18 protein-coding genes are annotated in these 24,368 nt (G+C 43.9%); 12 read left to right on the top strand and 6 right to left on the bottom strand.

The genetic code is table 11. The features are described from left to right. Window positions 1-12: 12 nt before the first annotated feature. The 3 genes from B5D26_RS07000 to B5D26_RS06990 form a co-directional block, all read right to left on the bottom strand. A complete protein-coding gene (locus tag B5D26_RS07000) occupies window positions 13-1,452 on the bottom strand; it encodes an extracellular solute-binding protein (RefSeq protein ID WP_078745025.1) in 1,440 nt (479 codons plus the stop codon). A gap of 28 nt (window positions 1,453-1,480) precedes the next feature. Then, window positions 1,481-2,917, bottom strand: coding sequence for a C45 family autoproteolytic acyltransferase/hydrolase (locus B5D26_RS06995; protein ID WP_078745024.1), 1,437 nt, complete (start codon window positions 2,915-2,917; stop codon window positions 1,481-1,483). 252 nt (window positions 2,918-3,169) lie between these two features. Beyond that, complete coding sequence (locus B5D26_RS06990) at window positions 3,170-4,777, bottom strand: sensor domain-containing diguanylate cyclase (RefSeq protein WP_078745023.1); 1,608 nt, start codon at window positions 4,775-4,777, stop codon at window positions 3,170-3,172. Between the two features lie 480 nt (window positions 4,778-5,257). On the opposite strand from B5D26_RS06990, the gene B5D26_RS06985 reads away from it, so the two are divergent. The 7 genes from B5D26_RS06985 (at window position 5,258) to B5D26_RS06960 (ending at window position 15,576) form a co-directional block, all read left to right on the top strand. Further along, window positions 5,258-6,352: a Glu/Leu/Phe/Val dehydrogenase dimerization domain-containing protein gene (locus B5D26_RS06985; RefSeq protein WP_078745022.1), complete on the top strand. Its 1,095-nt coding sequence runs from the start codon at window positions 5,258-5,260 to the stop codon at window positions 6,350-6,352. A gap of 72 nt (window positions 6,353-6,424) precedes the next feature. Beyond that, entirely contained in the window at window positions 6,425-7,450 is a 1,026-nt protein-coding gene (locus B5D26_RS06980; protein WP_327196253.1) for a sodium-dependent transporter, read from the top strand. Further along, window positions 7,356-7,817, top strand: a complete 462-nt coding sequence (locus tag B5D26_RS16605; RefSeq protein ID WP_327196252.1) for an SLC5/6 family protein — start codon at window positions 7,356-7,358, stop codon at window positions 7,815-7,817. The genes B5D26_RS06980 and B5D26_RS16605 overlap by 95 nt, the downstream gene beginning before the upstream one ends. Before the next feature lie 263 nt (window positions 7,818-8,080). Further along, a complete protein-coding gene (locus B5D26_RS06975; protein WP_078745021.1) occupies window positions 8,081-10,564 on the top strand; it encodes an EAL domain-containing protein in 2,484 nt (827 codons plus the stop codon). A gap of 310 nt (window positions 10,565-10,874) precedes the next feature. Beyond that, window positions 10,875-12,497 carry a methyl-accepting chemotaxis protein gene (locus B5D26_RS16160; protein WP_078745020.1) on the top strand — a complete coding sequence of 541 codons (1,623 nt, stop codon included), beginning with the start codon at window positions 10,875-10,877 and terminating at the stop codon, window positions 12,495-12,497. A 202-nt stretch (window positions 12,498-12,699) separates the two neighbouring features. Next, window positions 12,700-14,073 (top strand): hypothetical protein, encoded by a 1,374-nt coding sequence (locus B5D26_RS06965; protein WP_078745018.1) that lies wholly within the window; start codon window positions 12,700-12,702, stop codon window positions 14,071-14,073. A 63-nt stretch (window positions 14,074-14,136) separates the two neighbouring features. Further along, the gene (locus B5D26_RS06960; protein WP_078745017.1) at window positions 14,137-15,576 is read left to right on the top strand and encodes a 1-acyl-sn-glycerol-3-phosphate acyltransferase; all 1,440 of its coding nucleotides are present in this window, start codon (window positions 14,137-14,139) and stop codon (window positions 15,574-15,576) included. Between the two features lie 57 nt (window positions 15,577-15,633). Here B5D26_RS06960 and B5D26_RS06955 read toward each other — a convergent pair whose 3' ends face one another. After that, window positions 15,634-16,755 carry a phosphoribosylaminoimidazolesuccinocarboxamide synthase gene (locus B5D26_RS06955; RefSeq protein ID WP_078745016.1) on the bottom strand — a complete coding sequence of 374 codons (1,122 nt, stop codon included), beginning with the start codon at window positions 16,753-16,755 and terminating at the stop codon, window positions 15,634-15,636. 107 nt (window positions 16,756-16,862) lie between these two features. Continuing rightward, entirely contained in the window at window positions 16,863-17,282 is a 420-nt protein-coding gene (locus tag B5D26_RS06950; protein WP_078745015.1) for an immunity protein Imm33 domain-containing protein, read from the bottom strand. Between the two features lie 351 nt (window positions 17,283-17,633). Between B5D26_RS06950 and B5D26_RS06945 the strand changes: the two genes are divergently transcribed. The 5 genes from B5D26_RS06945 to B5D26_RS06925 all read left to right on the top strand — a co-directional run bounded on the left by B5D26_RS06945 (window position 17,634) and on the right by B5D26_RS06925 (window position 24,167). Continuing rightward, the gene (locus tag B5D26_RS06945; protein ID WP_078745013.1) at window positions 17,634-20,024 is read left to right on the top strand and encodes a sensor domain-containing phosphodiesterase; all 2,391 of its coding nucleotides are present in this window, start codon (window positions 17,634-17,636) and stop codon (window positions 20,022-20,024) included. A gap of 220 nt (window positions 20,025-20,244) precedes the next feature. Further along, entirely contained in the window at window positions 20,245-20,451 is a 207-nt protein-coding gene (locus B5D26_RS06940; protein WP_078745012.1) for a hypothetical protein, read from the top strand. Between the two features lie 6 nt (window positions 20,452-20,457). Beyond that, window positions 20,458-21,273 (top strand): exodeoxyribonuclease III, encoded by an 816-nt coding sequence (gene xthA, locus B5D26_RS06935; protein ID WP_078745011.1) that lies wholly within the window; start codon window positions 20,458-20,460, stop codon window positions 21,271-21,273. Between the two features lie 67 nt (window positions 21,274-21,340). Further along, complete coding sequence (locus tag B5D26_RS06930; RefSeq protein ID WP_078745010.1) at window positions 21,341-21,907, top strand: DUF1285 domain-containing protein; 567 nt, start codon at window positions 21,341-21,343, stop codon at window positions 21,905-21,907. Between the two features lies 1 nt (window position 21,908). Then, on the top strand, window positions 21,909-24,167 hold the full coding sequence (locus tag B5D26_RS06925) for an ATP-dependent helicase (RefSeq protein ID WP_078745009.1): 2,259 nt from the start codon (window positions 21,909-21,911) through the stop codon (window positions 24,165-24,167). On the opposite strand, the gene B5D26_RS06920 is transcribed toward B5D26_RS06925, so the two are convergent. Beyond that, window positions 24,088-24,366 carry a zinc ribbon domain-containing protein gene (locus B5D26_RS06920; protein WP_234985219.1) on the bottom strand — a complete coding sequence of 93 codons (279 nt, stop codon included), beginning with the start codon at window positions 24,364-24,366 and terminating at the stop codon, window positions 24,088-24,090. The genes B5D26_RS06925 and B5D26_RS06920 overlap by 80 nt on opposite strands. Between the last annotated feature and the right edge of the window lie 2 nt (window positions 24,367-24,368).

Genomic DNA, 24,368 nt, shown 5'->3' with positions numbered 1-24,368 from the left:
TCACATCCATTGTTAAGGATAAGCTAAAGGCTTGCTCATCCATTCTTTGTAATAATGTTGCTGTTTTTCAACACCAATACTCTGCGTAATTTGGTTCCATTGACGTGCGATGTGATCAAGTGCTTGCTGAGGTTCTATTTTTCGAGTGAATGCTGCTTTTAAACCCTCCATTAATGATTTTTCATACAAGTTGATCTGTAACAGAGAGAGATCTAACAGCCCATTTTTGGTGGACTTTTGCAAGGTATCTAGATAGTCACCTGCACTTGGCCATAAATTCCTATAACTGGCACTATTGTAATGACTGATCCGATACGGATCGCGCAGACTATAGGGCGTTTGCACACGATTCAAACTGACCTCTCGGCTGCTGAGCCATTGTATGAACAAATAAGCCGCATCTTTATTGTTGCTGGTACTTGCGATAGATAAGCCAAAGCCTGCGGCTAATGCGCCATGTCCTCCGGGGGAGGGGGCATATCCTACTTTTCCTGCTACAAGACTTTTAGGTACCCAAGCTAAAAGCTCAGAGTCTTTACCGTAGCCTTCCGCCCAGCGCCCCATTGGCGGCCAAAACTCTGTCATTGCCAGCTGTCCATGAATAAAGGCACCCAGCACATCCATAAAACTCCAGTTTTCAACACCAGGAGGCATTGAGCTTTGGCGCGCAATCATTTGCTCTAAAGTTTTCAGCCCCTCTTTAGAGTTGATTTTTGCTTGCATTGTTTTGGCATCAAAGAAAACACCGCCGTTGATGCGGAATTGTTCAGAGAAAAAATAATGAGACAGCTCTTGGTGCATAAATGCACTACCGTACATTTGAGGGGCATAAGTTACTGAGAAGAAAGCTGAAATTTGATCAAATTCATGCCAAGTCTTGGGTGGAGCCAAGGGGTAGCCGTACTGCTTTAAGAAGGCCGCTTTGTTTTTAGGGTCTTCAAACAGGTCTTTCCGATAGTACAGCAGCAACACATCGCCATCGTCTGGAATACTGTAAATTTGGCCGTTCACACTCATCCAGTTGTCACGAAAAGCAGGGGTAATATCGTCTAAATCATTGCGGTACTGATACTGATCTAGGAAAGCATCCAATGGCTCTAATGCATCAAGGTTAATATAGTCAGGCAGTCGATTCGGTACAATACTGATGATGTCGTAACTGCCTGATCGCTTAAAGTGTTCCTTCTCAACTGATGGATAAACCTCTGGGATAGCCAGTTCAATCACGTTGATCTTTATCCCTGTTAGCTGCTCCCATAATGGTCCAGAATAAAGCAACACCTCTTTTGACATCAGTCCTTTATTCCACACCACGTTTAATGTGGTGCCACGATACTGCTGTGCATGTGCAACGGCTTGCTCTGATTTTGAGTTTGACGCGGCATAAAGTGAAAAACTCAAACTGGTTGAAATGAATATAAGCGCAGACAGCAAGCCAGCTCTAAAGGACATTTTTATCTCCGAGGTTGACAGGTTCGAGTTACTTTCGACCCAGTAAGTTATTTAAATTAAATTGATGAAACTCACCTTGATTCGCAGGAAAGTCTTCAATTGCCAACCAAAAGTCTCCTGTTTCTGGATAGGCAATTAGGCTCCACAGATTGGCGACTCCAGCTTTGAAGCTGCCATTAGGGCTTTCTGTGAAGAGGTCTTCAGGATATTTCGCACTGATACTGGCCATAATATTATTGGTATAAGATGGCGCATCTTTCGGGCGCGTCATTTTGGTGTAAGGATCGAAACGGTCGCTCACAATACTGATAGCAGCATTCACATCAATTTCGCCATAATAGTTCTGAAGTAACTGATCATAACGTTCAAATCGGCAGGGTGCAGGCACAACCATGTTGTATGGCGCTTTCATACTATCGAGATAAGACTGAATACTACTCACATCAGCAAGCTCATATACTAGCTGCTGATCAGCTACCATGTTGTAGCCGTAATAAGCTTGATAACCCGGGTAGCAAATTGAATCATTCGCTTGCCATAGCCGAGAAAAGTTAGGCATTGGGTCGCGAACTGTCACCATTTTTGCAGAGGTTTCTACTACGCAGGCTTTCTTATTAATGGCATCAGCACAGTGATAAGCGATGCCTGTACAACGGGGATGATCAAAGAATACTTGTTTGGCTTCATCTAAATTATTCGCATGAGTCAGCAGCAAACGTGTAAAAACACCTATACCACAGCCTTCCATCGTTTCATGGATAGAGGCGCTATACTGCGTCATCATGGTAATGCCTTTATCGTTAAAACCACCATCCATACCAATCATGCCTGGAAAGCATAGGTATAAGTGGGCATTACCAATATCAGGGTTAACAACAAAAAGGTAGCGGTTTTCTAATTGAGCAGGGAGATTCAGATTGTCTTCGTTTTTACAAAAAATAAGCTTTCCATCGCCACCTGCGGATTCGTCCCATGCTGAAAAGCTACTGCATCCCGCTCCAGCTAGAACATGAGTACCAGCCTTACCATTAGGGTATTGGCCTTTACGCTCTGGATTATCTATATCCCAATAATGTGGATGAGCATAGATACACCACTGGTCATACATGGTATTCCATAGCTGGATAGTCTCAAAATTTGTTGAATAACCCGCAGCATTTGCGCCATCAGCAATCCCCCTCATCTCAGCGACAAGCTCCTCAGGCAGATAAGGACGGGCCAGCTTCGCTGCGCGTTGCATTTTTTCAAATGCTGTATCGAAATCACTATGCAATGTTTTTGCAATAACGGCAGCTGCCGCAGGTAATGTTTGCTCTATCATCAACCGAATATTGTCTGCTAAAAGGTAACCATGCTGAAAACCAATTTCATAGGAGTTACCAGATAGCTTAATGATCTTAACACCTTGCACATTATCAATACTGCCTTTGCTTAAGATCGTAGAGTGTTGAAATGATTCGTTCATTATAAATTCCCTTTTATTTTTTACGCCAATAAGCACTGAGCAAAAAGTATTTCGGCATTTTCCGATCAATGATTGGAAAAATATGAACATTCTTTACGGTAACGCTTTACATGAGGCTTATTAATATATGTAAACCTGTTTATAGATTAGATCGACTAGCTAGGCAATAGGGATGATAGTAATCTTGACTTAGATCACCCCTAAGCTGTTTCAGTATAAAAGTTCAGATATGGGAGTGTGTGATTATTTAGACTATTTACTCGGCCTGATTTCAATTTTTGCCAACAATCCGTTAACGACTCTATTTCTACCCTGCTCTTTGGCCAGATATAGGGCTTGATCTGTTAAATCTAGCATTTGATCTCTATCAATTTCCCCATTAGGTATTAATGTATAGACACCAGCACTGATAGTGACAACCTCAGAAATTGATGATTTTTGATGTGGAATTGAGATCGATTCAACTAGCTGCCTGCACTCTTCAGCTATCTTCATAGCACCTTCAATAGGTGTATTTGGCAACAATAAAACAAACTCCTCCCCACCAAAACGAGCAAAAAGATCGCCAGGTCGACTGATAACCGATTTAATTAACTCTGAGATGTTTATGAGGCACTCGTCTCCTTGAAGATGGCCATAGTGATCGTTGTATTGCTTGAAAAAATCAAGATCAAAGAGCACCAGCGATATAGGCTGCTGCTCTCGTCTTGTGCGCTTCCATTCTTGATCAAACTCATGATCAAAATGGCGACGGTTAGCAATGTCTGTTAATTCGTCTGTTTGTGAAATGTGTTTCAGCTGCTTAGTAACTTCATGCAAATCATGGGTTCTTTGTGTGACTATTTCTTCAATCTCAAAGGCTCGTTTAGATGTCATTCTTAAATAAGCTGATAGTAGTCCTGTTACCACTAAACCAAACAACATAACGATGTAGGCTAGGTCGCTTTTGTTTTCGCTAACAAAACCCTCTGATGGTGCAACAAGCAGTTGCCACTGATGGTTGCCGATATTGCTTAAAGAGAAACGCTGTTGATATTCAGTCATAGGTGGTGTGGCAGGCTGTTGCTGATAAAGAGTGGCAGACTCTTGAAACTGCTCTTCAAGGGCGGTGAGATCAATTAAGCTTAAATGTAGTCCTGATAGTCTTGATCCAGACATCACCTCTCGAATAATGCTGTTCATATTAAAGCCTGCGACAATAAAGCCTTTTATATTTTCACTACGTGCAGTTTGGGTTCCTGATTCACCTCGAAAAACAGGCAATGTCACCACAAAAACTTTTTCTGATATATCTCCTCTAGTTTTGATAAAGGGTGATGACATGACAAGCTGCCCCTTGTTTACAGCTGTTTGAAACGCGCTATTCAACTCAGGAATACGCCCAACATCCTGCCCAAGCCGATTAACCTCACCTAAATTTGGAGCGGAAAAAATTAAGGGATAGACGCGTACTTCATTAGAGGAAATAGCGGTATTTGATAGTTGGTAGCGCTGGTTCTGCAATATTAAAGGGATGTTTGTTTGGGCTGATAAAGGTAGGGCTGCAACCCATTGTAAATAGCGTATCTGCGGATGGCGTGCCAAAGTACCTGTTGCCACATTATTAAAAGCCTGTTGATCCAGTTGTTCTGAATTATCAACAAATCCTTTCAGCTCATACAGTGACTCAAAGTTAATCAATAGCTCACGAGACAAGTGGTGTGATAATGCCTTCATATCTGCCGTAAGTTGAACATTAAACGTATCTTGTTTAATACGATCAACCTCCCATGCAAGAGATAGTGACAACATAATCCCCGTTATTAATACCGCATAGCTTAATCTGCTTGAGTATCGCTTTTGAGCTGTTGAATAAATCATGAGTAATCCCCGTTGATAGCTATCCCTGCCTTCATTATAGGTCTTTCCACTACTACAGATACGTCTCAATTAAAAACAAATTAAATAATCTGATTTATGATAGAAAAATAGTTGCATGACCTGATAATTTTGAATATTCAGTTTAATCATCCTGAGTCTATTTGGTAACATAGGCGTGTACTCTGGTAACACCAAAGTCTCATAACCATATGGCATGAGTCATGCTAAAAATGACTAAACTATTGAAAAATATAGGTTTTTAATTGTTGGCATACAATGTGTTAATCTTTTGCCTCAATTCTGTGTATGCACGGTTGAAAACAACACCCTCCGTTTTCAACTGACCACTTCGGTTGCACCAATAAGGCCGCTCAATCTGAGCTAAGCTTTAAACAACTGACACAGCATGGGTGCCAGATTTTGCCAAAAGCGAAACTGAACATAAGGCCAAAAGCCGATTTAATAAGAAAGGAGTACGCCATGAACGTATTTAGCCATCCCGATTTTGATGACCACGAGCGGGTTATCTTTGGCTGCGACCCCCAGTCCGGTTTGAAAGCCATCATCGCCATTCACAACACCAATCTTGGCCCAGCATTGGGCGGATGCCGTATGTGGCCGTACAGCTCTGACGAAGAAGCGGTACGCGATGTACTGCGTCTGTCTCGGGGTATGACCTATAAATCAGCGCTTGCTAACCTGCCTTTAGGCGGCGGTAAAGCGGTGATTATTGGCAATCCTCGCCAGCACAAAACCGCTGACATGATGCGAGCGATGGGTCGATTGATTGAGTCTGCGGGCGGACGTTACATCACGGCTGAAGATTCGGGCACAAGCGTTCCAGACCTTAAAGTCATGGCAGAAGAAACCCGCTATGTTGCAGGTATCAAGGACAAAATCGGAGTGGACGGCCTCCAGCGCAGCGGAGATCCATCACCTTCTACTGCCTATGGCGTGTTTATCGGCCTTAAATCTGCGGTTCAGTATCGTTTAGGTCGCTCCGACCTAGCAGGCTTAAAAGTTGCGATCCAAGGGGTAGGCAACGTGGGGTTCCGTTTAGCCAAGCAGCTTAAAGACGCAGGTGCAGAACTTTGGGTAACTGATATCTATGACGATATGGTACAGCGTTGCGTGCATGAACTTGGCGCAACCGCTGTAGCGGCTGATGAGATTTACAGCCTACCTGTCGATGTATTTGCACCTTGTGCACTTGGCTCCGTACTAAACGACCACTCGATCGCCCAGCTCAAGGCCACTGTTGTTGCCGGCGCGGCCAATAACCAGCTTGAACTACCTATTCACGGTGAGCAACTGCGTCAACGCGGTATTTTATATGCACCAGATTATGCCATTAACTCGGGCGGCATCATTGATGTGTGCTACGAGCATTTGGGGAATCAAAACGCAGGCGCACTCAATCAGCACATCGAGTCGATTCACGACACGCTGACAGAGATTTTCGCTCGCGCAGACCGCGAACAGCGTAGCACTCAGGTCGTCGCTGATCAGGTGGCTAAAGAACGTTTTTCTAATCCAGAAGGTCGGTTATCCAACCTAACACACCAAGTCGCTTAACTTTTAATTTTGCCTAAGCGTCGTCATCTCAAACGCTTAGGCATACTCATTGTTAAACCCGAGGAGAAACAAGTGTCTAATACAACAACTACAGCTGCTTCAGCGGCAGGTGGGACACACCAGCACTGGTCATCACGCTGGGCTTTTATTTTGGCCGCAACAGGTTCTGCGGTTGGTTTAGGTAACATCTGGAAGTTCCCTTACACCACTGGTGAAAATGGTGGCGGTGCTTTCGTACTGGTCTATTTGGCTTGTATCGCAATAGTGGGCTTGCCTATTTTAATGGCCGAAGTGTTACTGGGTCGCAAAGGTGCCAAAAGTCCTATCGCCAGTATGCGTGATATGGTGAAAAGCCATAATGCTAGTAAGGGCTGGATCTCTATTGGTGCGTTGGGTACTTTAGCGGCGTTCTTGATTCTGTCGTTCTACAGCATGATTGGTGGTTGGGCGATCAACTACGTGGGCCTATCGGTGAGCGGTGCGTTTACTGGTGAAACCAGTGAAAATATTGGCGCACTGTTTGGCGGTATGTTGTCTGACCCAGTGTCGCTACTATTCTGGCACAGCGTATTTATGGCGGTGACCATGTTCATCGTGGTACGTGGTGTAAAAGGCGGCCTTGAAAAAGCGGTCACTTACCTGATGCCTGCGCTGTTTGCGATTCTGGTGATCATGGTGATCTACGCAATGACAACTGGCTCTTTTGGTCGTGGTATTGATTTCCTATTTACCCCTGATTTCTCTAAGCTCACCACCGAAGGTTTCCTGACGGCGCTAGGTCACGCATTCTTCACACTGAGCTTAGGTACAGGCGTGATGATGGCTTACGGTTCATACCTAGATCGCAACATCTCAATTGCCAAAACCTCTATGGCGGTTGGTGTAATGGATACCGTTGTGGCACTGGTTGCAGGTATGGCGATCTTCCCAATCGTATTTGCAAACGGCATGGAGCCGGGTGCTGGCCCTGGTCTTCCAGTCTTTACCACTGGCGTTCGGTCACATGTCAATGGGTACGCTGATCGGCACTCTGTTCTTCGTACTGCTGGTGTTTGCTGCACTGACTTCTGCAATCTCTCTGCTAGAGCCTTCAGTTGAATGGCTAGAAGAGCGCAGCGGTTTTACACGTACGACTGCAACGTTAACAGCAGGTGTTGCTGTATGGTTCTTGGGTATTGCGTCTATTCTGTCGCTGAACGAGTGGTCAGGCTTCCACCCACTGGGTATGTTCTCTGCTTTTGAAGGCAAAACCATTTTTGATCTTCTAGACTACTTAACTGCTAACATCATGCTGCCATTGGCAGGCTTGCTGGCGGCACTGTATGTCGGCTGGATCATGAAGAAAGACGAAGTGGCAACTGAGCTTGAAATGACAGAAAGCCGCTTTAACCTGTTCTACACCGTAGTCCGTTATGTGACTCCGGTAGCTGTAATCATTGTGTTTGTTTACAACCTGATCGGCTAACCTTACTTACAGGTTTGCAAGTGCAAGTTACATAGGCTACATGTTTCTAACATGTGGCCTATTTTTATTTTGAGAGCTGTATATCATTCATTTCCACTTGCTTTGAGCTCAGAGCCGCAAGTAGTTATTTTCTAAATGATGAAATGAAGTATATTTATCTCTAGAGCTTTTTGGTTACAAAAAACCATATATTAAATACAGGAATTATGGGCTTTTTTAGTTAGTATATGACTACCCTCAAATAAAGCGCTGATGGATAAGCCATGACTCGCTATTTTTCGACAAAACATCGTCTCTATCTCCTGACTTTTTTATTAATTGTAATGGCTGCTGCGGCAACCTTTGCAATGCAGTTATGGCAGATGCGCGTTGCTCTAGAGGAGGAGCAATATTATTTAACAGGCGCACTAGCTAAAATGCTTGAGGATGAGCTAGACGGAAATAAGAATATTTTTTCAACTATCACGGCAGATGACCTCACCGAAAAAACACTTGCAGATATCAATGCTCAACTACAACCTGATATCACCCATATTACAAAGGCATTTCCTGGGTATGGTGCGGGTTATTACTCGAAAAAACTCAATCGAATTGTTGCATTCGGCCCGAATTTTAATGAGGCTGGTTTAATTGATATTTCTCCAAACTCTAAATCTCGAGTTGTTTATAGAACAGCCAAACCATATCGCTTTAGTGACTACTCCCAAACTCGGCAAACGCAAGTGATAGCGACGATTCGCCCTATTATCCGAGACAATGAAGTCGTTGGTCATATCTGGGTTAATATCTCTGCTAAAAGTTTCCAACAGATGCTATTAGCGGCTTTAGATAAGCAGCTGCCCTTGATATTTGCAATTCTGATTATGGGTATGCTAGGGACACAATTAGTATTTGGTCGCTTCCAAAGGAATTTGAAGTTATTTCTAACAAAAATCAGAACCCGAGATTTGAGCAAAGAAGATGTACATTTATTTTCTGGAGAACTATTAGATATTTATTCAGAATTAGTTGTTGCTTATCAACAAGTTTCTGATAACGAGCAACGCTTTCGTGACGTGATCGTAGCCTTTGATGAAACCGTCTGGGAGTCTGATTCACAGGCATGTTATAGCTATTTATCAAAAGAGAATCACAAGCAAGATGCAGATGTAGACCAAAACCGCCATCCAGCAGAAAGAAATTATATTGGTCGTTCTTGCTTTGAGTTTGTTGCAGATGCAGATATGGAGCGTGTTAAAAGCGTCTTTTTAGGTGCTATAGAAAAGGGCATTCCATTCCATGACTTAGAGTTTCGCCGCCGTAGTTCGAAAGGCGTTGAACACTGGTATAAAAGTAGCGCAGTACCAATTTTTGGCGTGGACGGAACTGTTTCTGGGATGCGTGGCGCAACTCGAGATATCACTCAGTATAAGCAACAAGAGGAGCAAATTCGTCACCTAGCCTACCATGACACACTGACAGGCCTACCTAATCGTTTAGATTTTATGCAATCGCTGGCTATTTTATTAGGTAAGCATCAACCTTTAGCAGTGTTATTTATTGATATTGACCGCTTTAAAACCTTGAATGACTCTCTCGGTCATAGCTTTGGTGATGAGGTGATTCGAACAGTCAGCCGACAACTACAAACCTTGTTACCACCAAACGCTCTAGTGAGTCGTTTTGGAGGTGATGAATTCATTGTTGCTGCATCAGGATTAAACTTATACGGTGCGGAACAACTAGCTGGGCAAATAATTACTCATTTTTCTCAACACCCTATCGCATTAAAAGATAGAACACTAAACCTTACTTTGAGTATAGGCGTCGCCATCTCTCCTATGCATGGTGAGCGCTCCGAAATTCTGGTACAGCACGCAGATATGGCCTTATTTCAGGCGAAGCAGGCTGGGCGCAACTGCTTTAGAAGCTGCGAACCAGACCATACAGAGCAAGCCAAACAAAAGCTGGAAATGGAACAGGATCTGCGTACCGCATTAAAAGAAGAGCAGTTATTTTTGGTCTACCAACCACAGGTCAACCCAGACAATGGCATGGTAATTGGTGTCGAAGCACTCATTCGCTGGCGTCATCCAGAAAAAGGCATAGTGCCACCTTTTCGTTTCATCCCTTTGGCAGAGGAAACCCAGCTTATTATACCTATTGGCAACTGGGTATTACGCCAAGCTTGCATGCAAGCCAAAGAGTGGCTTGATGCAGGCAAGCCTGTAAAGATGGCTGTTAACGTTTCTAACATACAGTTCAGTCAAGATGACTTTATTATCCAAGTACAGCAAGCATTAAAAAATACGGGGTTACCTGCACGCTGGCTAGAGCTTGAAATTACAGAAAGTGTTGCAGTTAAGCAGCTTGAATGGGTCAAAAATAGGTTACACGAACTCAAAGCTCTGGGGGTGAGCTTAGCACTTGATGACTTTGGTACTGGTTTTTCTTCGCTGAGCTACTTGAAAGAATTTCCTATCGATAAACTAAAAATTGACCGCTCATTTATTATGGATATCTGTCATCATCGTGATGAATCAGTGATGGTAAAGTCTATTATTCAAATGGCGCATGGCCTAGGTATGAGAGTGGTAGCTGAGGGCGTAGAAGAAGCAACACAGCTGGCATTTCTAGCACAGCTACGCTGTCATCTGATACAAGGTTATCTGTTTAGCCCTCCGGTTGAAGCCTCACGTTGCACACAAATGATAACAGAGGGCTTTAAGCTGCCAAAAGTTGAGTTTTTTGGCTGTGAAGATAAATAAACACCTGAACAAAAGTGTTTTGATTTCTCGCCCAGAGATATGAAGCATCTATTATCGGCCGCCTCCTGCATACAGGCTTAAAGTAGCTAGAGTCTCAACCTGACATTTTTCTATACACCTTTGGGTGTTTTTTGTACTGACGTTATTAACATATAGCAACAAAACAGTTGCACTCTTTCTGTGACTAACTAGTATTGCCCCTAACTCTACAATAGGTGTTCGCTCTTGCGGCTGTTTTTTTCTTAGCTGCTCTAGAGCGACCTAAACTCTATCATTTGCAACTCCGTTTAACATGTTTTAGGGAATAATCATGTTTGTTACTATTCGCGCCCGCCTGTTGGTTGTCGTGCTATTGCTTAATGCCTTAGCCGTTGCTAGCTATACCGCTTACCTTTATCAAGTGCGTAAAGCTGATTTATACCATCAAATAGACAGTCAACTCAGCTTTGCAGCCCGTACAGTTGCTCATCTCACCGATCAGTCTCTATATGACCGAGTAGCAAATGGCAGTTTCACTCAGCAAGAGTCTGATAGCTTGCAGCGCCGAGTGTATAACCTACTGCAATCAACCAATGTGACCTATATTTACACAATGGTGCAAAAACCAGAAGGCATTGCGTTTGTTCTAGACACACCTGAAAAAGAGGAAATTGATAAAGGTGATTTAGGCGAGAAGCTCTCTATATATAAAGACCCTAGCGACGGTATTGCAGAGGCATTTAGAACACAGCAGCCCGTTTTTGATGAATATAAGGATGAGTGGGGTGAGTTTCGTTCGATTTTTATCCCTTACACAACGACAACAGGGCAGCAGTTTGTTGCGGGTGCTGATATTGCTATTACTCAAATCAGCACCGAGCTAATGGCAACGTTGCTAACTTCTTGTGGTATTGGCTTTGTGATTTTTGTGATTGCATCACTTATTACCTATGGTTTGGTTGCTAGTGTATTAAAACCGTTAGCTACAGCACAGGAGTTAATGCGCAGGGTTGCCAGTAGTCGAGACCTTTCTCTGCGTGCTGAAACAGGCCCTGATGAGATTGGCTTGTTATTAAAAGACTTTAATAACTTAATGACTGAATTACAAAGTGCTCTGGCAAATACCGCTCGAAACGCATGGGAAACAGCTGCTGTTGCTGATCAGCTACAAGCCAGTAGCCATGAAATGAGTATCCGAGCGCAAGAGGTAGTGTCTGCAGTTGATGAAGTGCGCCAACATGCAATGTCAACAGGGCAACTGTTGGAGTCCTCCGATACAGAGCTGTCTAATGCGGTTGCTGAAGTGTTGCGCTCAGTTGAACGTTTGGATGCAGGACAGGCAGCTATTAAGAAGGTTGCTGAAACTATTGAGTACACTACGCGTTCGCAGTCAGCGCTTTCAGAGGAATTAGATCAATTGTCCCGTCAAGCTGAAGGCGTCAACGAGGTGTTATCAGTGATCAGTGGTATTGCTGATCAAACTAATCTATTGGCGCTTAATGCTGCCATTGAGGCTGCCCGTGCAGGTGAGCATGGTCGAGGCTTTGCTGTTGTTGCTGATGAGGTTCGCCAGTTAGCAACACGTACACAAGATAGCTTAGATAAAACCAGCTCTATTATCGGCAATATTGTCGTATCAATTGGCGGTATTGCAGGCAAAATGAAAAATAGCGCAGGCCAGTTTGATAAGCTACTGACAGAGTCTAATACGGCGCTTGAACGTGTTACAGAAAGTACCTCATCAATGCATGGTACGCGTCATAAAATGCATCAAACTTCAACCAATGTATCAGAAGTACTAAGCTGTACACGTAATGTATTAAGCCTTATGGGTAATGTTGAATCTCAAACTCATCACAATACTAATAGTACAAATGAAATATCAGATGCTGCAGAGCGCTTGCAACACTCTGCCGTTGCATTGAAAAATCAGCTGGCTAAGTTCACAGCCTAGAGAGTCTATCTTTGCTTAGGTTATGTACTCTGTAGCGACGAGGAGTACATAGCCTAAGATGTTAACTAATCATCCTCCTTTATTGATCTAGCCCCATAACCCGATATTTCACACAATCCTATACTTGCCTATTTGATACAAGAACATGATACTTGTTTGATTAATTGTGTCGCTTGTAAAAAGTTAAAGGATAATATTGTTTATGGTGAGCCGCCCTCGTTATGTTGCCTCTGACCACACCATGCGCTTTTTACAGTCGCCTTTTAGCCGATTGGTGACCCAGCCTTGGGCTGATGCCTTGATTTTGCAAGGATTACAAAAGTTCTTTTTTCCACTTTCTAGGCTCTGGGCTGCGGCTCATGTTGCAGAGGGCTCTGTTGAACGTTTTATTCATGAAGCGCCTATTCAACCCCCTGCATCAAAAGTTGCCAAAATACGTCGATTACTTGATGTTTATGAGCATGTGCGACTTAAAAATGAGATGACAGAGCAGCTTTGGCAAACCTACTTTTTCGGAGAAGAGGAGGTTTCAGAGCAACGTTTACAAATCATAGAAGAGATGCGTCTTGATACCCGTACTGCGTATTTGATGATGCGTAAGCAGTTTATGCCACTGCGTAAATATGTTAAGTCAGCGATCGCGCTAGAACCACCGACACCAGAGGAAATTGAACAACAGTATGGTCAGCCCGGCCAATTAGAGCAGTGCTTTGCCTTGCCCAAGCAGCGAGCGAAAGTGGAGCGCTCTCGTTCAATTAATGTACCTGAGGGTAAGAACTACTGGTTACGCTTTTATTCTGAAGATATGCAAGATATGGCCTATGCTCGTGTCCATGAACCTTACGGTGTTGAAAATCCACCGACATTAATTTTCGGCCATGGCATTTTTATTGAGTTTGATCACCATCACAATTTAATTAATGAAGTAGCTGCATTGAATCGCATGGGAATTCGTGTCATTCGACCAGAGGCACCTTGGCACGGTCGCAGAGTGTTACCGGGTCGTTTTGGTGGCGAGCGACTATTGTCGACCTCTCCTGCAGGTTTGATTGAGTTTTTGAGTAGCCAAACCAAAGAGTGGGCAAACTGGATTGCATGGAGTCGCGAAACAAGCTCAGGAAAAGTAGCGATTGGTGGTAGTAGCTTAGGAGCACAAACAGCTAAGTCTGTGGCGGTACGTGCAAAAGATTGGCCAGAAATATTACGGCCCGATGCTTTGTATATGGTGACTCATTGCACCCATATTGCGGAAGCGGCCTTAGATGGTGCTTTATCAAAAATTTGGGGGTTGTCTGATGCACTGCGTGATAAAGGCTGGAATAAAGAGCTAGCACGCAGCTGGCTAGAACGGCTTGATCCTTACGGAGAGCCTGTGATGCCACCTAACCATATTGTTAGCGTATTAGGCTCTGAAGATACGGTAACCCCTTTTGCCTCAGGTAATCAGCATTTAGATCTTTGGCAAGTACCTGCTGTGAACCGATTTGTTTACCAGAGGGGGCATTTTACTGTGCCTCTTGGTTTGATTCGTGACCATGAGCCGCTATTACAGCTCTGGGGTATTCTCAATCGCTAATACTATTGCACTGAAGCAATAAACAAAGTCAAAACAACAATAAAAACAAAAAAGGGTTTCACTATGTTTCACACGCTAATAAGCAGCGTCGAGCTTCCTATATGGCTTGTACTTGTATTAAGTTTTTGGGCCACTGCGGGTATTATTCATTACATTATTTACCCTCTTATCCATTGGCTGTATTACCAACGAACATTACATACGTACCACCTACTAGATGAAAAATTAGCTCATGGTTTACGCCCCCAAGCCTTATCAAACCGATTATCTTGGATTGAACGCTTATTAAGTGATCCTCCCGTGGTGGCGGCTATTACACAAGATGCAGAACAATCAGGGCTACAATTCAAAGAAAGCTGGCATAAGGCTAGACGATATGCATTTGAGCTGGTGCCTTCGTTCAATTTGTTGCTTTACTTTCGAGTCGGCTACTGGCTAGCGCGTGGATTTCTACGTTTTCTATACCGTATACAGGTCGGCTATTCCGCTGAAACCGCTTATGATCGTATAGACAAACATGCTTGTGTCGTACTAGTGTCGAACCACCGTTCTAATTTTGACCCTCTGTTTTTAATTTACTTAGCCTCAAAGCGTTCTTCTATTTCATTCTCTGCTGGTGAATGGGCTAGGGGCTGGCCCTTTCGGCAAATTTTACACGCAATTGGCTTTTATATTATTCGACGAGAAAGTGGTAATCCGCTGTATCGTAAGTTACTGGAGCGCTACGTATACACGGCAGTTTCAAACTGCGTGCCTCAAGGCTTGTTTATTGAAGGGGGGTTAAGTCGTGATGGTAAAATGCAGCCCTTGAAATTAGGGATGTTAAATTACGTGATCAAAGCGATGGGGCATGAAGAGTGTCAAGATATTGTTTTTATTCCCTCTGCTTTGAATTACGACAAGATACCAGAGGATAAAACACTATTGGCTCACCAAAATGGTAGTTTTAAAGAAAAAAACCGCTTTTATTCGCTTTGGTCTTTTGTGCAGTTTTTTGCTCAGTTGTCAGTACATTTGTTACCGCATCGGCATAAGCCCTTTGGTTATGCTTGCGTTAATTTTGGCGAGCCTATCTCTCTAAAACGCTGGCTAAATGACCAAAATATTGATGACATCACAACTTTAAGCAAGGACGAACGGATTGCCGTAATCAATCAATTAGGTGAGCAGCTTGCGGGAGAGATTAAGAAGCAGATCCCTGTTTTACCTGTATCTGTTTTGTCGGGTATTTTTCTACAAGACATGCAGCAAGCACGTACTAGTTTAGAGATAAAAGTGGAAGCTAATCAGATTTTGCATAACTTGAAGAAACAAGGAGCTTACTTATTGATGCCTGATGGCGATCTAGATCAGGCTATAGCACAAGGCTTATACACCCTTAGAAAGCGGGGTATGTTGGTACGAAATTCAGCAGGATTTTACTTGCCAATGTTAGGCTATCAAAAAATGTTCGAGTACTATCATAACTCGTTACCTGATGCAGAAGTAAACAAAACAGATTAATAAAAGCGCCATCCTTGGCGGCTTTATCATCAAGAGCTTGCTTTGATCAGGACGTGATTAATCAATCAAACCATATTGTTCACGTAGAACTTCGATGATCTCTGCTTTTGGATTATCAGATAGGTTTAGCTTTTCACCTGTAATTTTCTCAGCAATATCAATATAGGTTTTTGATACAGCCATCAGAACGGATTCAGGTAGCGCGTTGTCACGGGCTAAACCTTGACGCTCTGGCATACGGTCTTTATTCAATAGAATATCTGGATCAGGGAAATAGTTTAGCAGCAGCTGTCGGAAGCCCTCTTTAGAGTTCTCAACTACCTTACCATCTCGATAGGCCGCACCATCCCAAATGCGGGACGAATCAGGTGTGCCTACTTCATCCATATAGATTAGCTTTTCTGTACCAGAGGCATCAGTGACGTAACCAAACTCAAATTTAGTATCAACAAACACTTGATCTAGCTTGGCAAGCTCATTGCTGATAACACCAAAGCCTTCTTTTAATAAGGTTTCATAACGGTCGATATCATCAGCACTACGGAAGTTGAACGCAGAGAAGTTCTGTTCAAGGTTCTGGCGAGTAACATTGACATCATCGGCCTCTGGCACGCCTGGAATACCTTTCAAAATACCTTTGGTTGAAGGTGTAATCAGTAGTTCAGGCAGTTTCTGATCTTTCTGTAGACCATCAGGAATTGCAATACCACAGAACTCGCGCTCGCCTTTTGTATATGAGCGCCACATTGACCCTGTAATGTATTGGCGGCAAATTGCCTCAATCATAACTGGGCGTGCTTTCTGTACAATCCAAACAAAAGGGTGTGGAATGTCTAGAATATGACTATCGGCCAAACCTTGTTCACGAAATAGCTTGAACCAATGATTAGATATTGCATTCAGCGCAGCCCCTTTACCTGGTACGCCGTTCATACCACCTTCACCATGCCAGATGCAGTCAAAAGCAGAAATACGGTCACTAATCACCATGATAGCGAGAGGCGCATCAGGGACAACGTTGTAGCCTTTCTCTTTAATCAGGCGCTTGCTATCGGCTTCAGTTAGCCAATAAACAGAGCGAACTTTTCCACTATGAACAGGCTGATGGGTACGAATAGGCAGATCATTATTTACCGCTAGAACTTTATTTGCCAAGTTCCCTGAATTATCAAGACTCATTGTTAACTGTCCCGTTTAAGTGATGTTTTAGATTCAATCGCTAAGCATTTAGTGGCTTCTGAGTCAGGCGCTATTCTATGCTCAATACTCAGGTCTTTATATATTGACTACTTCAGACTGTTAAACTCATCTGCATCATTGGTGATACTGACGTCAACCTGAGGAGAAGGGATTTTATAATCATACACTCGCTCCCAGCCATTCTCATCTGCGCCGGGGTGACGCTCCCAAACTGTGCCTGCGTTATATTCTACAAGCTTGGTTAATGTCGGATCAGCTTTACACATGGTTTCGACAGGCATAGGTATCATGTTCAGTAGCTCATCTTCGAGAAAGTCTTCTGTTTCATACCCAGTATACATGCGCCAGCCCGTGTCATTTAGGTGATCGGGTACCGTTTTATACATAAAACGAATCGGGAGTTTCTCATCAATTACCAGTTTAGAGACCAGACACAGAAAACCATTTTTAGTTTGATTGGTTTCCAAATCAGGATTTTTTGCGTCGTCGATATGAGGTGTTCGCATAATAACTCGCTGGCAAAGTAAATATAGGGTCGCACATTCTAATACAGAGTGGCGTGGAACGGAATTTTAAGGCGCTAAGGCCAGCAAGTAATAATAAACGTTACAGGATAGGGGGGAATCTGGTGCTACTCCTAAGCTGAATTGCCATAAGTTTTGGCTTTATGGTATATAAAGCTGCTTGCGGGCTCTATCTTGAGCGCATGTAAAGTTGTGTAAGCCAGATGCTCTAACACAATGAATTGTAACAAATTGTTTGAGTGAACAATTTATTTGTAGCCTTAGTGTTGTACTTTGTGTCATTACCTCATAGGCTAACCCCTACTACTATTCAAGAGGTTGTTTAAGTTTTTCATGAGTACATCTATTCTGGCGCAAACGGACTTCACAGACTTACCTTTACCGATGCTTCTGCTATCGCATGAAGGGGACTGCCTTGAGTCTAATGAGGCCGCCAAGAAATTACTCATGGAGCTTAAGATAGAGCCTTGCGCCTATTTGATACCTGCACCTTTTAGGCTACAGATTTTTTCAAACCCCCATGCAGAAGTCGGCAGTGTATATGACGCCACTTATTCGGAAGCCTTGGTGCTGCGTTGGCAGTTAGTATCGGTTTCTGAACGCGGACTGTTATTGTTTGCCTATAACTTAACAGACAGAGAAAGCTATCGAACTATTCTAGAAAACTCGGTGGATGGGGTTTATCAAACCAATAGACAAGGCAAGTTGATTTATGCCAACCAGGCTTTAGCAGATACCTTTGGCTATGCCAACGCTACCGCTATGAGCGAACAGATTGAAAACTTGGCTACAGACCTTTATGTTGACCAAGCAGATCGTACTGAGTTTATCAAACTCTTAGATCAGTTTGGTCAAGTGCGCGGTATGGAACTACGCATGAAACGAACAGACGGTCAGAGTCTTTGGATTCGTTTAAATGGCCGCGCTATTAAAGGTAAAGATGGCCTAACGCAGTCAGTTGTTGGTACAGTCCATGATATTACTTCGCAAAAGAATGCAGAGAGGGCATTGATAACCGCTGAAGATAAGTTTCGCAGCATCTTTGAAAATTCTTTAGCAGGCCTGCATCAAAGCACTTTAGATGGTCGTTACATCAACGTGAATCCTGCCCTTGCTCGTATCTTAGGCTATGAGTCCACAGAGCAATGTATCGAACAAGTCAAACATATTGGTAAACAGGTTTATGTGCGCCCCCACGAATGGTTAAAGGCAATGAATCGCCTACGTCGTGAAGGTTATTTCACTTTAAATGAAGTGGAGATTTGCACTAGAGATGGGCGTAAAAAATGGGTCTCGGTCAGCAATCGTTTAATCGCAGCCACTAAGGAGATGCCTGAGCATATTGAAGGCTCTGTGGTTGATGTAACTGACAATAAGCGCTCTCATGAGCGTATCCAGTATTTAGCACATTTTGACAGCTTAACGACCCTGCCTAATAGGGTGTCCTTTCTAAATGAACTAGGCAGGCTGCTGGGCGATGTAGAAGACGGTGAGTTAGGCGCACTAAGCTTAATATTACTGGATTTGGATAATTTTAAAGACATTAACGACACCCAAGGTCATACCACGGGTGATATGTTGCTGATTAAAACGGCACATCGATTGCAAGAATTGATTGTGGGTAAAGGGCAGCTTTTCCGTTTAGGCGGTGATGAGTTTGCAATTATCTTACCGAACGTCAGCGATCGCGTCGAAATTGCAGCACGCCTCAATATTTTAATGGAAGAGCTACAGAAACCCGTTGAGTTTGATAACGGTGAGATCATCTGTACGGTAAGCGCAGGCATTGCTATTTACCCTGAAGCCAAAGAGGTTATCGAAGAGGGTGATGCGCATCAGCAACTTTTCCGCTATGCAGATTTGGCGCTTTATCGCTCAAAGGCATCAGGGCGTAACCGTTACACCTTTTTTGCGCTTGAAATGCAGCTGGAAGTTGAAAAAGAGCAACAAGTAGAGAAAGAGCTGAAAGTTGCCATCGCTGACAATCAGCTGTGCTTGTACTATCAGCCATTACTCAATGCGAGCACTGAAGCCTTAATTGGCGCCGAAGTATTGGTGCGTTGGCCACATCCTGAGCGCGGTTTAATCCCTCCTTTTGATTTTATTCCTATCGCTGAAAAAACAGGCTTAATTACTAAGCTTGATGATTGGGTTTTAGAAACCGCCACTCAGCAGATCAGTATGTGGGTGCATCAAGGTATAGATGCACCTGTACTATCGGTCAACATTTCAGCGAATAGATTGAATCAAAAAGATTTTGCACAGTTTGTGCAGAAAGTTATTGCCAAATACCGCATTCCACCGGAGACGCTTTGCATCGAGATTACCGAGCAAAATATGATCGCCAACCTAGATAATGTCTACAGTACATTAACGCTATTGCAACAGCTGGGGGTTAAAATTGCGCTGGATGATTTCGGGACAGGCTACTCGTCATTAAGTTATCTAAAACGATTGCCCGTTGATAAACTTAAAATCGACCGCAGCTTTGTGATGGATATGCATGAAGACCCACAAGATAAGGCTATCATTAAAACTATTCTTGAGCTGGGACATGGTTTAGGTTTGTGGGTTAATGCTGAAGGGGTTGAGAACGAAATACAAATCCAGATGCTAAAGGATCTGGGTGTTGATGAGTTTCAAGGCTTTTTCTTCAGCCGGCCACTGCCACTGGCAGAGTTTGAAGCCAAGTACTTACCTGCCACTGTTTTAGAAAGCTCTTAGATAGAATTTAGGCAGTATACCTTGCTTTCTAGGTTGCATTTAAACTAGTGCTCCTCCTTCAAGCTTTAAAAGATGATCTAAAAGGTCTGTTAGCCTCGTTCAATTATCGCCCTGCTTACTATCATCATTGTAACCTTGGCTTGGGTAGCCTAAAATGCTTGCCCCTCAGGTAACCTGAGCCTGCTGTTTTTTCCTCAAGCGCACAGTGAAGCTAATCACCATGACCCGTATTAAGAAAACCCGCTCGCTGAAAGGCAAAGCTAATATCCGCACAGGTAAAAAAGATGACTACCGTGAATGGCGTCATGAAAGGGCGGATGATGCCAATAAACCTAAATCTGCATTTCAAAAGAAAAAAGCCAAACAACGCAAAGAACAAGCAGCCAAAAAGCTTGAGCGCTCTGGCATCAGTAAGAAAGAGGGTTAATACTGCATGAAAATCATTAGTTTCAATGTTAACGGCTTACGGGCACGTCTTCACCAGCTACAAGCTTTAATTGATCAGCAAGCGCCAGATGTGATTGGATTGCAAGAAATTAAAGTGGAGGACAGTGCTTTTCCGCTCGCTGATATTGAAGCGATGGGTTATCAAGTGGTGTTTCATGGCCAAAAAGGCCACTATGGTGTTGCGTTGATGTCTAAACAGGCACCTCAGAATGTGCGCAAAGGCTTTCCGACAGATGCTGATGATGCACAGCGCCGCATGATTAGCGCAGAGTACACCGCTGCGGATGGTTCTGTCATTACAGTAATGAATGGTTACTTCCCGCAAGGGGAAAACGTTGAACATGAAACGAAGTTTCCTGCCAAGCGCCGCTTTTACCAAGACCTGCAACGGTTATTAGAAACGGAGTACAGTCCGCAGCAGGCTCTAGTCATCATGGGTGATTTCAATATATCGCCAACTGATCTTGACATCAGTATAGGAGAAGTCAACCGTAAGCGTTGGTTGAAAACAGGTAAAGCCAGCTTTCAACCTGAAGAACGTGAGTGGTTTGCCCGTTTAGAAAACTGGGGCTTAATTGATAGCTACCGCGCTCAACACCCAGATGATAGTAGCCAGTACAGTTGGTTTGATTATCGCAGTAAAGGGTTTGATGATGAGCCAAAGCGTGGTCTACGAATTGATACTTTGATGGTCACTGAGTCATTAATGGCCAAATGCAGTGCGACAGGTATTGATTATGAGATTCGGGCAATGGAGAAGCCCTCAGATCACTGCCCTGTTTGGGCGACTTTTAGCTTTTAAACTGCTAGTTTTTAGGCGGTGAGTTTACAATATTACCCTCAACTAGCCCAATACATTGGTGAACTTTATGAGCCTGTCATTCTCTCCGCTTAACTTAGCCAAGCAGATCGAAGCCAATCAAGGTGAAAAAGGTTTACCACCGATTCATCTTTGGAACCCTGATTTTTGTGGTGCCATTGACATGCGTATTGCCCGTGATGGGCAATGGTATTATATGGGAACCCCTATTGGCCGAGCGCCTTTAGTACGCATGTTTTCAACGATTCTACGTAAAGATCCAGAGCATGGTTATGTTTTGGTGACTCCCGTTGAGAAAGTTGGCATTCAAGTTGAAGACGCTCCTTTTCTAATCACTCAACAGCTTACTGAGCACAATTATTCTGATGATACGCTGGTCTTTTTGACCAATGTTGGCGACATTGTACCTCTGGATACAGCGCATCCGTTACACGTAACACTAAATGATCAAGATGAACCTATACCTTATCTGTTAGTGCGAGATGCGTTAGAAGGTCGTTTGCACCGCAACCTGTTTTATCAGCTTATAGAGCAAGCCGTTGAGCAAACCATTGGAGATGAAACCCATTTAGGGGTTTTAAGCGCTGGGCAGTTTTGGTCACTGGGTAAGCTATAAGGTGCAGCCTCCTGTACTAACAAATCAGCAGCAACAGGTGGTTGAACATGGCAAAGGTCATGCTCGGGTCATGGCTGTTGCAGGCTCCGGTAAAACCACCACATTGGTACATCGCGTACTGTTTTTATTACAGCAGGGTTTTCAGCCCAAGCGAATTATGGTGTTGATGTATAACCGCGCGGCTAAGGAAGACTTTACCCATAAAATTCAGCGGTTAGCACCTTATGGACAGCCACTACCTGATATTCGCACCTTCCACTCTGTCGGCCATCGTTTATGTGACACCTTAAGCAATTGGGGTGTAATACAGCGGAGAAAGTTGATACAAGAAGGTTGGTCTTATGAGCGTTTGATGCGCCAAGCGATCACACAAGCGCTTGCGGATTGTGATGAACAAAGCCGCCGCACCGCGCTTGACCTTGATCATCTAGAGGCTTTCTCTCAATTTGTTGAGCGAGTTAAAGCAGACCTAGACCCCGCAGCAACACAGTTCAAACAGCTGGCGCTACCAGACGACCAGCTCTATTTTGTCAGTGCTTTTGAGCAACTTGAACAGCTTATGGCAGATCAAGGCGTAATGACCTTTTCAGATCTGCTCTATCGCCCTGTGATGGCGCTATTAAGCCAACCAGAGCTGAAAGCCCGTATCAGCAATCACTTAGACCAAGTGATTGTCGATGAGTACCAAGACATTAACGGTATTCAACATTATCTATTGTCGGTTCTAGCAGGTGCACGCGCTCAGGTGATGGTCGTTGGAGATGTGGATCAATGCATCTATGAGTGGCGGGGAGCTCGCCCTGAGTTTATGCTGTCAGAGTTTGCAGAACAGTTTCCTAATCCTGAAAGCTATGCCCTGAGTTATTCATTCCGTTACGGCCATACCCTTGCCTTGGCTGCAAACCATCTGATTAATGAAAATCGAGAACGTGAAGCGCAGCTTTGTTTGGCAACTGCTCAACACTCCGATACTGATATTGTACAGCTAGACCAGCTTGTAGAGCTGTTACCACTGATAAAGCAGACAGGGCTTGAACAAGGCTTTCATCAGTGTGCAGTATTAGTACGTAGCTGGGCTTTAAGCGTCCCCATACAATTAGCTTTTTTGCAACAGCAGATCCCTTTCAAGCTGTTACAGCAAGGGCACTTTGTCTTTAATCAACCCCTTATCACACAGTTTTTGGCCTATTTAGACTTAGTGGTTGCGCCTGTACAGGCACCGATTCAGCCGGAAACACTTACTGCATTACTCAGCTTTCCGCCTCTATTTTTATCACAACAAGAGCAGCAGCGTATTCAGCAGCTGGTGGCTGTGAATGGCCTTGACCCTAAAGCCATTTGTAAAAGCCTGAGTCTTAAGCCTTACAGCGGAAAACGATTACTAAAACGCTTAACGCTTTTGCAGAAATTGCAGAAAGAATCAGCAGAGCAAGCGGTTGGCCCTTTAACAACACGATTACTACAAGAAACAGAAGCGTTTGAACTGATTGAAAAAGCAGCAGCAACCCGCGATCAAGCAGAAGAGCGCAAGCGCATGCTGCAAGGTTTAGTCAATTACCTGAGACAGCAACGTATGTCTGTACAAGCACTATTAGAACAAGTGCGTTGGCAGCGTGAGGCAGGCGCAAGCTTGGAGTCCGATCAAGGCATCATCATCAGCACAGTTCATGGAGCCAAAGGCTTAGAGTGGCCTTATGTAGTGCTAGCAGGTTTAACAGAGGGGCAATTCCCTTGCTATCAAAACCTCAGTGATTTTAATAAGCATAATGAAGAAAGTGAGCGCAGACTATTTTATGTCGCCATGACACGTGCCCAAAAAATGCTCTGGTTACTCACAGATACTGGTTTAATTGAAGATAAACGAAAAAAGGTGAGCCGCTTTATCGGCGAAATGTCGCTAACCGACTGTTTGAATACGGTTACTCAGCTCAAGCAGCCGGAAAAAGATCTTGGTTTAGTCGTACAAAAAGCCCCTTTAGTACAGCAATATTTACAACTGAATGCCTTAAACTTCAGGGTCGGTAGTCAAACGGTCTCAATAGCCAGCTATGGCACCTTGTCATCAGTCGATACGTCCCTAGAGAATAAGCTAACCTATAAAATAGGTGACCAAATAAAGCACAAGCTTTTTGGAAGAGGGGTGACTGCTCCCCGCCCTTTCGGGCGAGGCTTCCAACTTCTCAGGCAGCAACCGGCGCGTGGCCGGATTTACGCAAGCCTCCATTGGCAGGAACCGACAGTCCTTCGGCCTTTAGTTTGATAACACCCTGCTGGCGGATATTGATCGCGGCGTTGATGTCGCGATCTAGCTCTACCGAACAAGCCGGGCATGCCCAGATGCGAACCGACAACGGCAGGGTGTCTACCTTGTGTCCACAGCAAGAACAGGTCTTGGAGCTGGCAAACCACTGGTCGATTTTAACCAGATGCTTACCTTGCGCTTTAGACTTGTACTCCAACT

The organism is Oceanospirillum multiglobuliferum, from assembly GCF_900167095.1.
Taxonomy (GTDB): domain Bacteria; phylum Pseudomonadota; class Gammaproteobacteria; order Pseudomonadales; family Halomonadaceae; genus Oceanospirillum; species Oceanospirillum multiglobuliferum.
This window is presented reverse-complemented; position numbering and strand designations above follow the sequence as displayed.

Bases quoted from the DNA above. Each gene is read 5' to 3' on its own strand.
- B5D26_RS07000 (WP_078745025.1), bottom strand. From the start codon at position 1,452: ATGTCCTTTAGAGCTGGCTTGCTGTCTGCGCTTATATTCATTTCAACC.
- B5D26_RS06995 (WP_078745024.1), bottom strand. From the start codon at position 2,917: ATGAACGAATCATTTCAACACTCTACGATCTTAAGCAAAGGCAGTATT.
- B5D26_RS06990 (WP_078745023.1), bottom strand. From the start codon at position 4,777: ATGATTTATTCAACAGCTCAAAAGCGATACTCAAGCAGATTAAGCTAT.
- B5D26_RS06985 (WP_078745022.1), top strand. From the start codon at position 5,258: ATGAACGTATTTAGCCATCCCGATTTTGATGACCACGAGCGGGTTATC.
- B5D26_RS16605 (WP_327196252.1), top strand. From the start codon at position 7,356: ATGTCAATGGGTACGCTGATCGGCACTCTGTTCTTCGTACTGCTGGTG.
- B5D26_RS06975 (WP_078745021.1), top strand. From the start codon at position 8,081: ATGACTCGCTATTTTTCGACAAAACATCGTCTCTATCTCCTGACTTTT.
- B5D26_RS16160 (WP_078745020.1), top strand. From the start codon at position 10,875: ATGTTTGTTACTATTCGCGCCCGCCTGTTGGTTGTCGTGCTATTGCTT.
- B5D26_RS06965 (WP_078745018.1), top strand. From the start codon at position 12,700: ATGGTGAGCCGCCCTCGTTATGTTGCCTCTGACCACACCATGCGCTTT.
- B5D26_RS06960 (WP_078745017.1), top strand. From the start codon at position 14,137: ATGTTTCACACGCTAATAAGCAGCGTCGAGCTTCCTATATGGCTTGTA.
- B5D26_RS06955 (WP_078745016.1), bottom strand. From the start codon at position 16,755: ATGAGTCTTGATAATTCAGGGAACTTGGCAAATAAAGTTCTAGCGGTA.
- B5D26_RS06950 (WP_078745015.1), bottom strand. From the start codon at position 17,282: ATGCGAACACCTCATATCGACGACGCAAAAAATCCTGATTTGGAAACC.
- B5D26_RS06945 (WP_078745013.1), top strand. From the start codon at position 17,634: ATGAGTACATCTATTCTGGCGCAAACGGACTTCACAGACTTACCTTTA.
- B5D26_RS06940 (WP_078745012.1), top strand. From the start codon at position 20,245: ATGACCCGTATTAAGAAAACCCGCTCGCTGAAAGGCAAAGCTAATATC.
- xthA (WP_078745011.1), top strand. From the start codon at position 20,458: ATGAAAATCATTAGTTTCAATGTTAACGGCTTACGGGCACGTCTTCAC.
- B5D26_RS06930 (WP_078745010.1), top strand. From the start codon at position 21,341: ATGAGCCTGTCATTCTCTCCGCTTAACTTAGCCAAGCAGATCGAAGCC.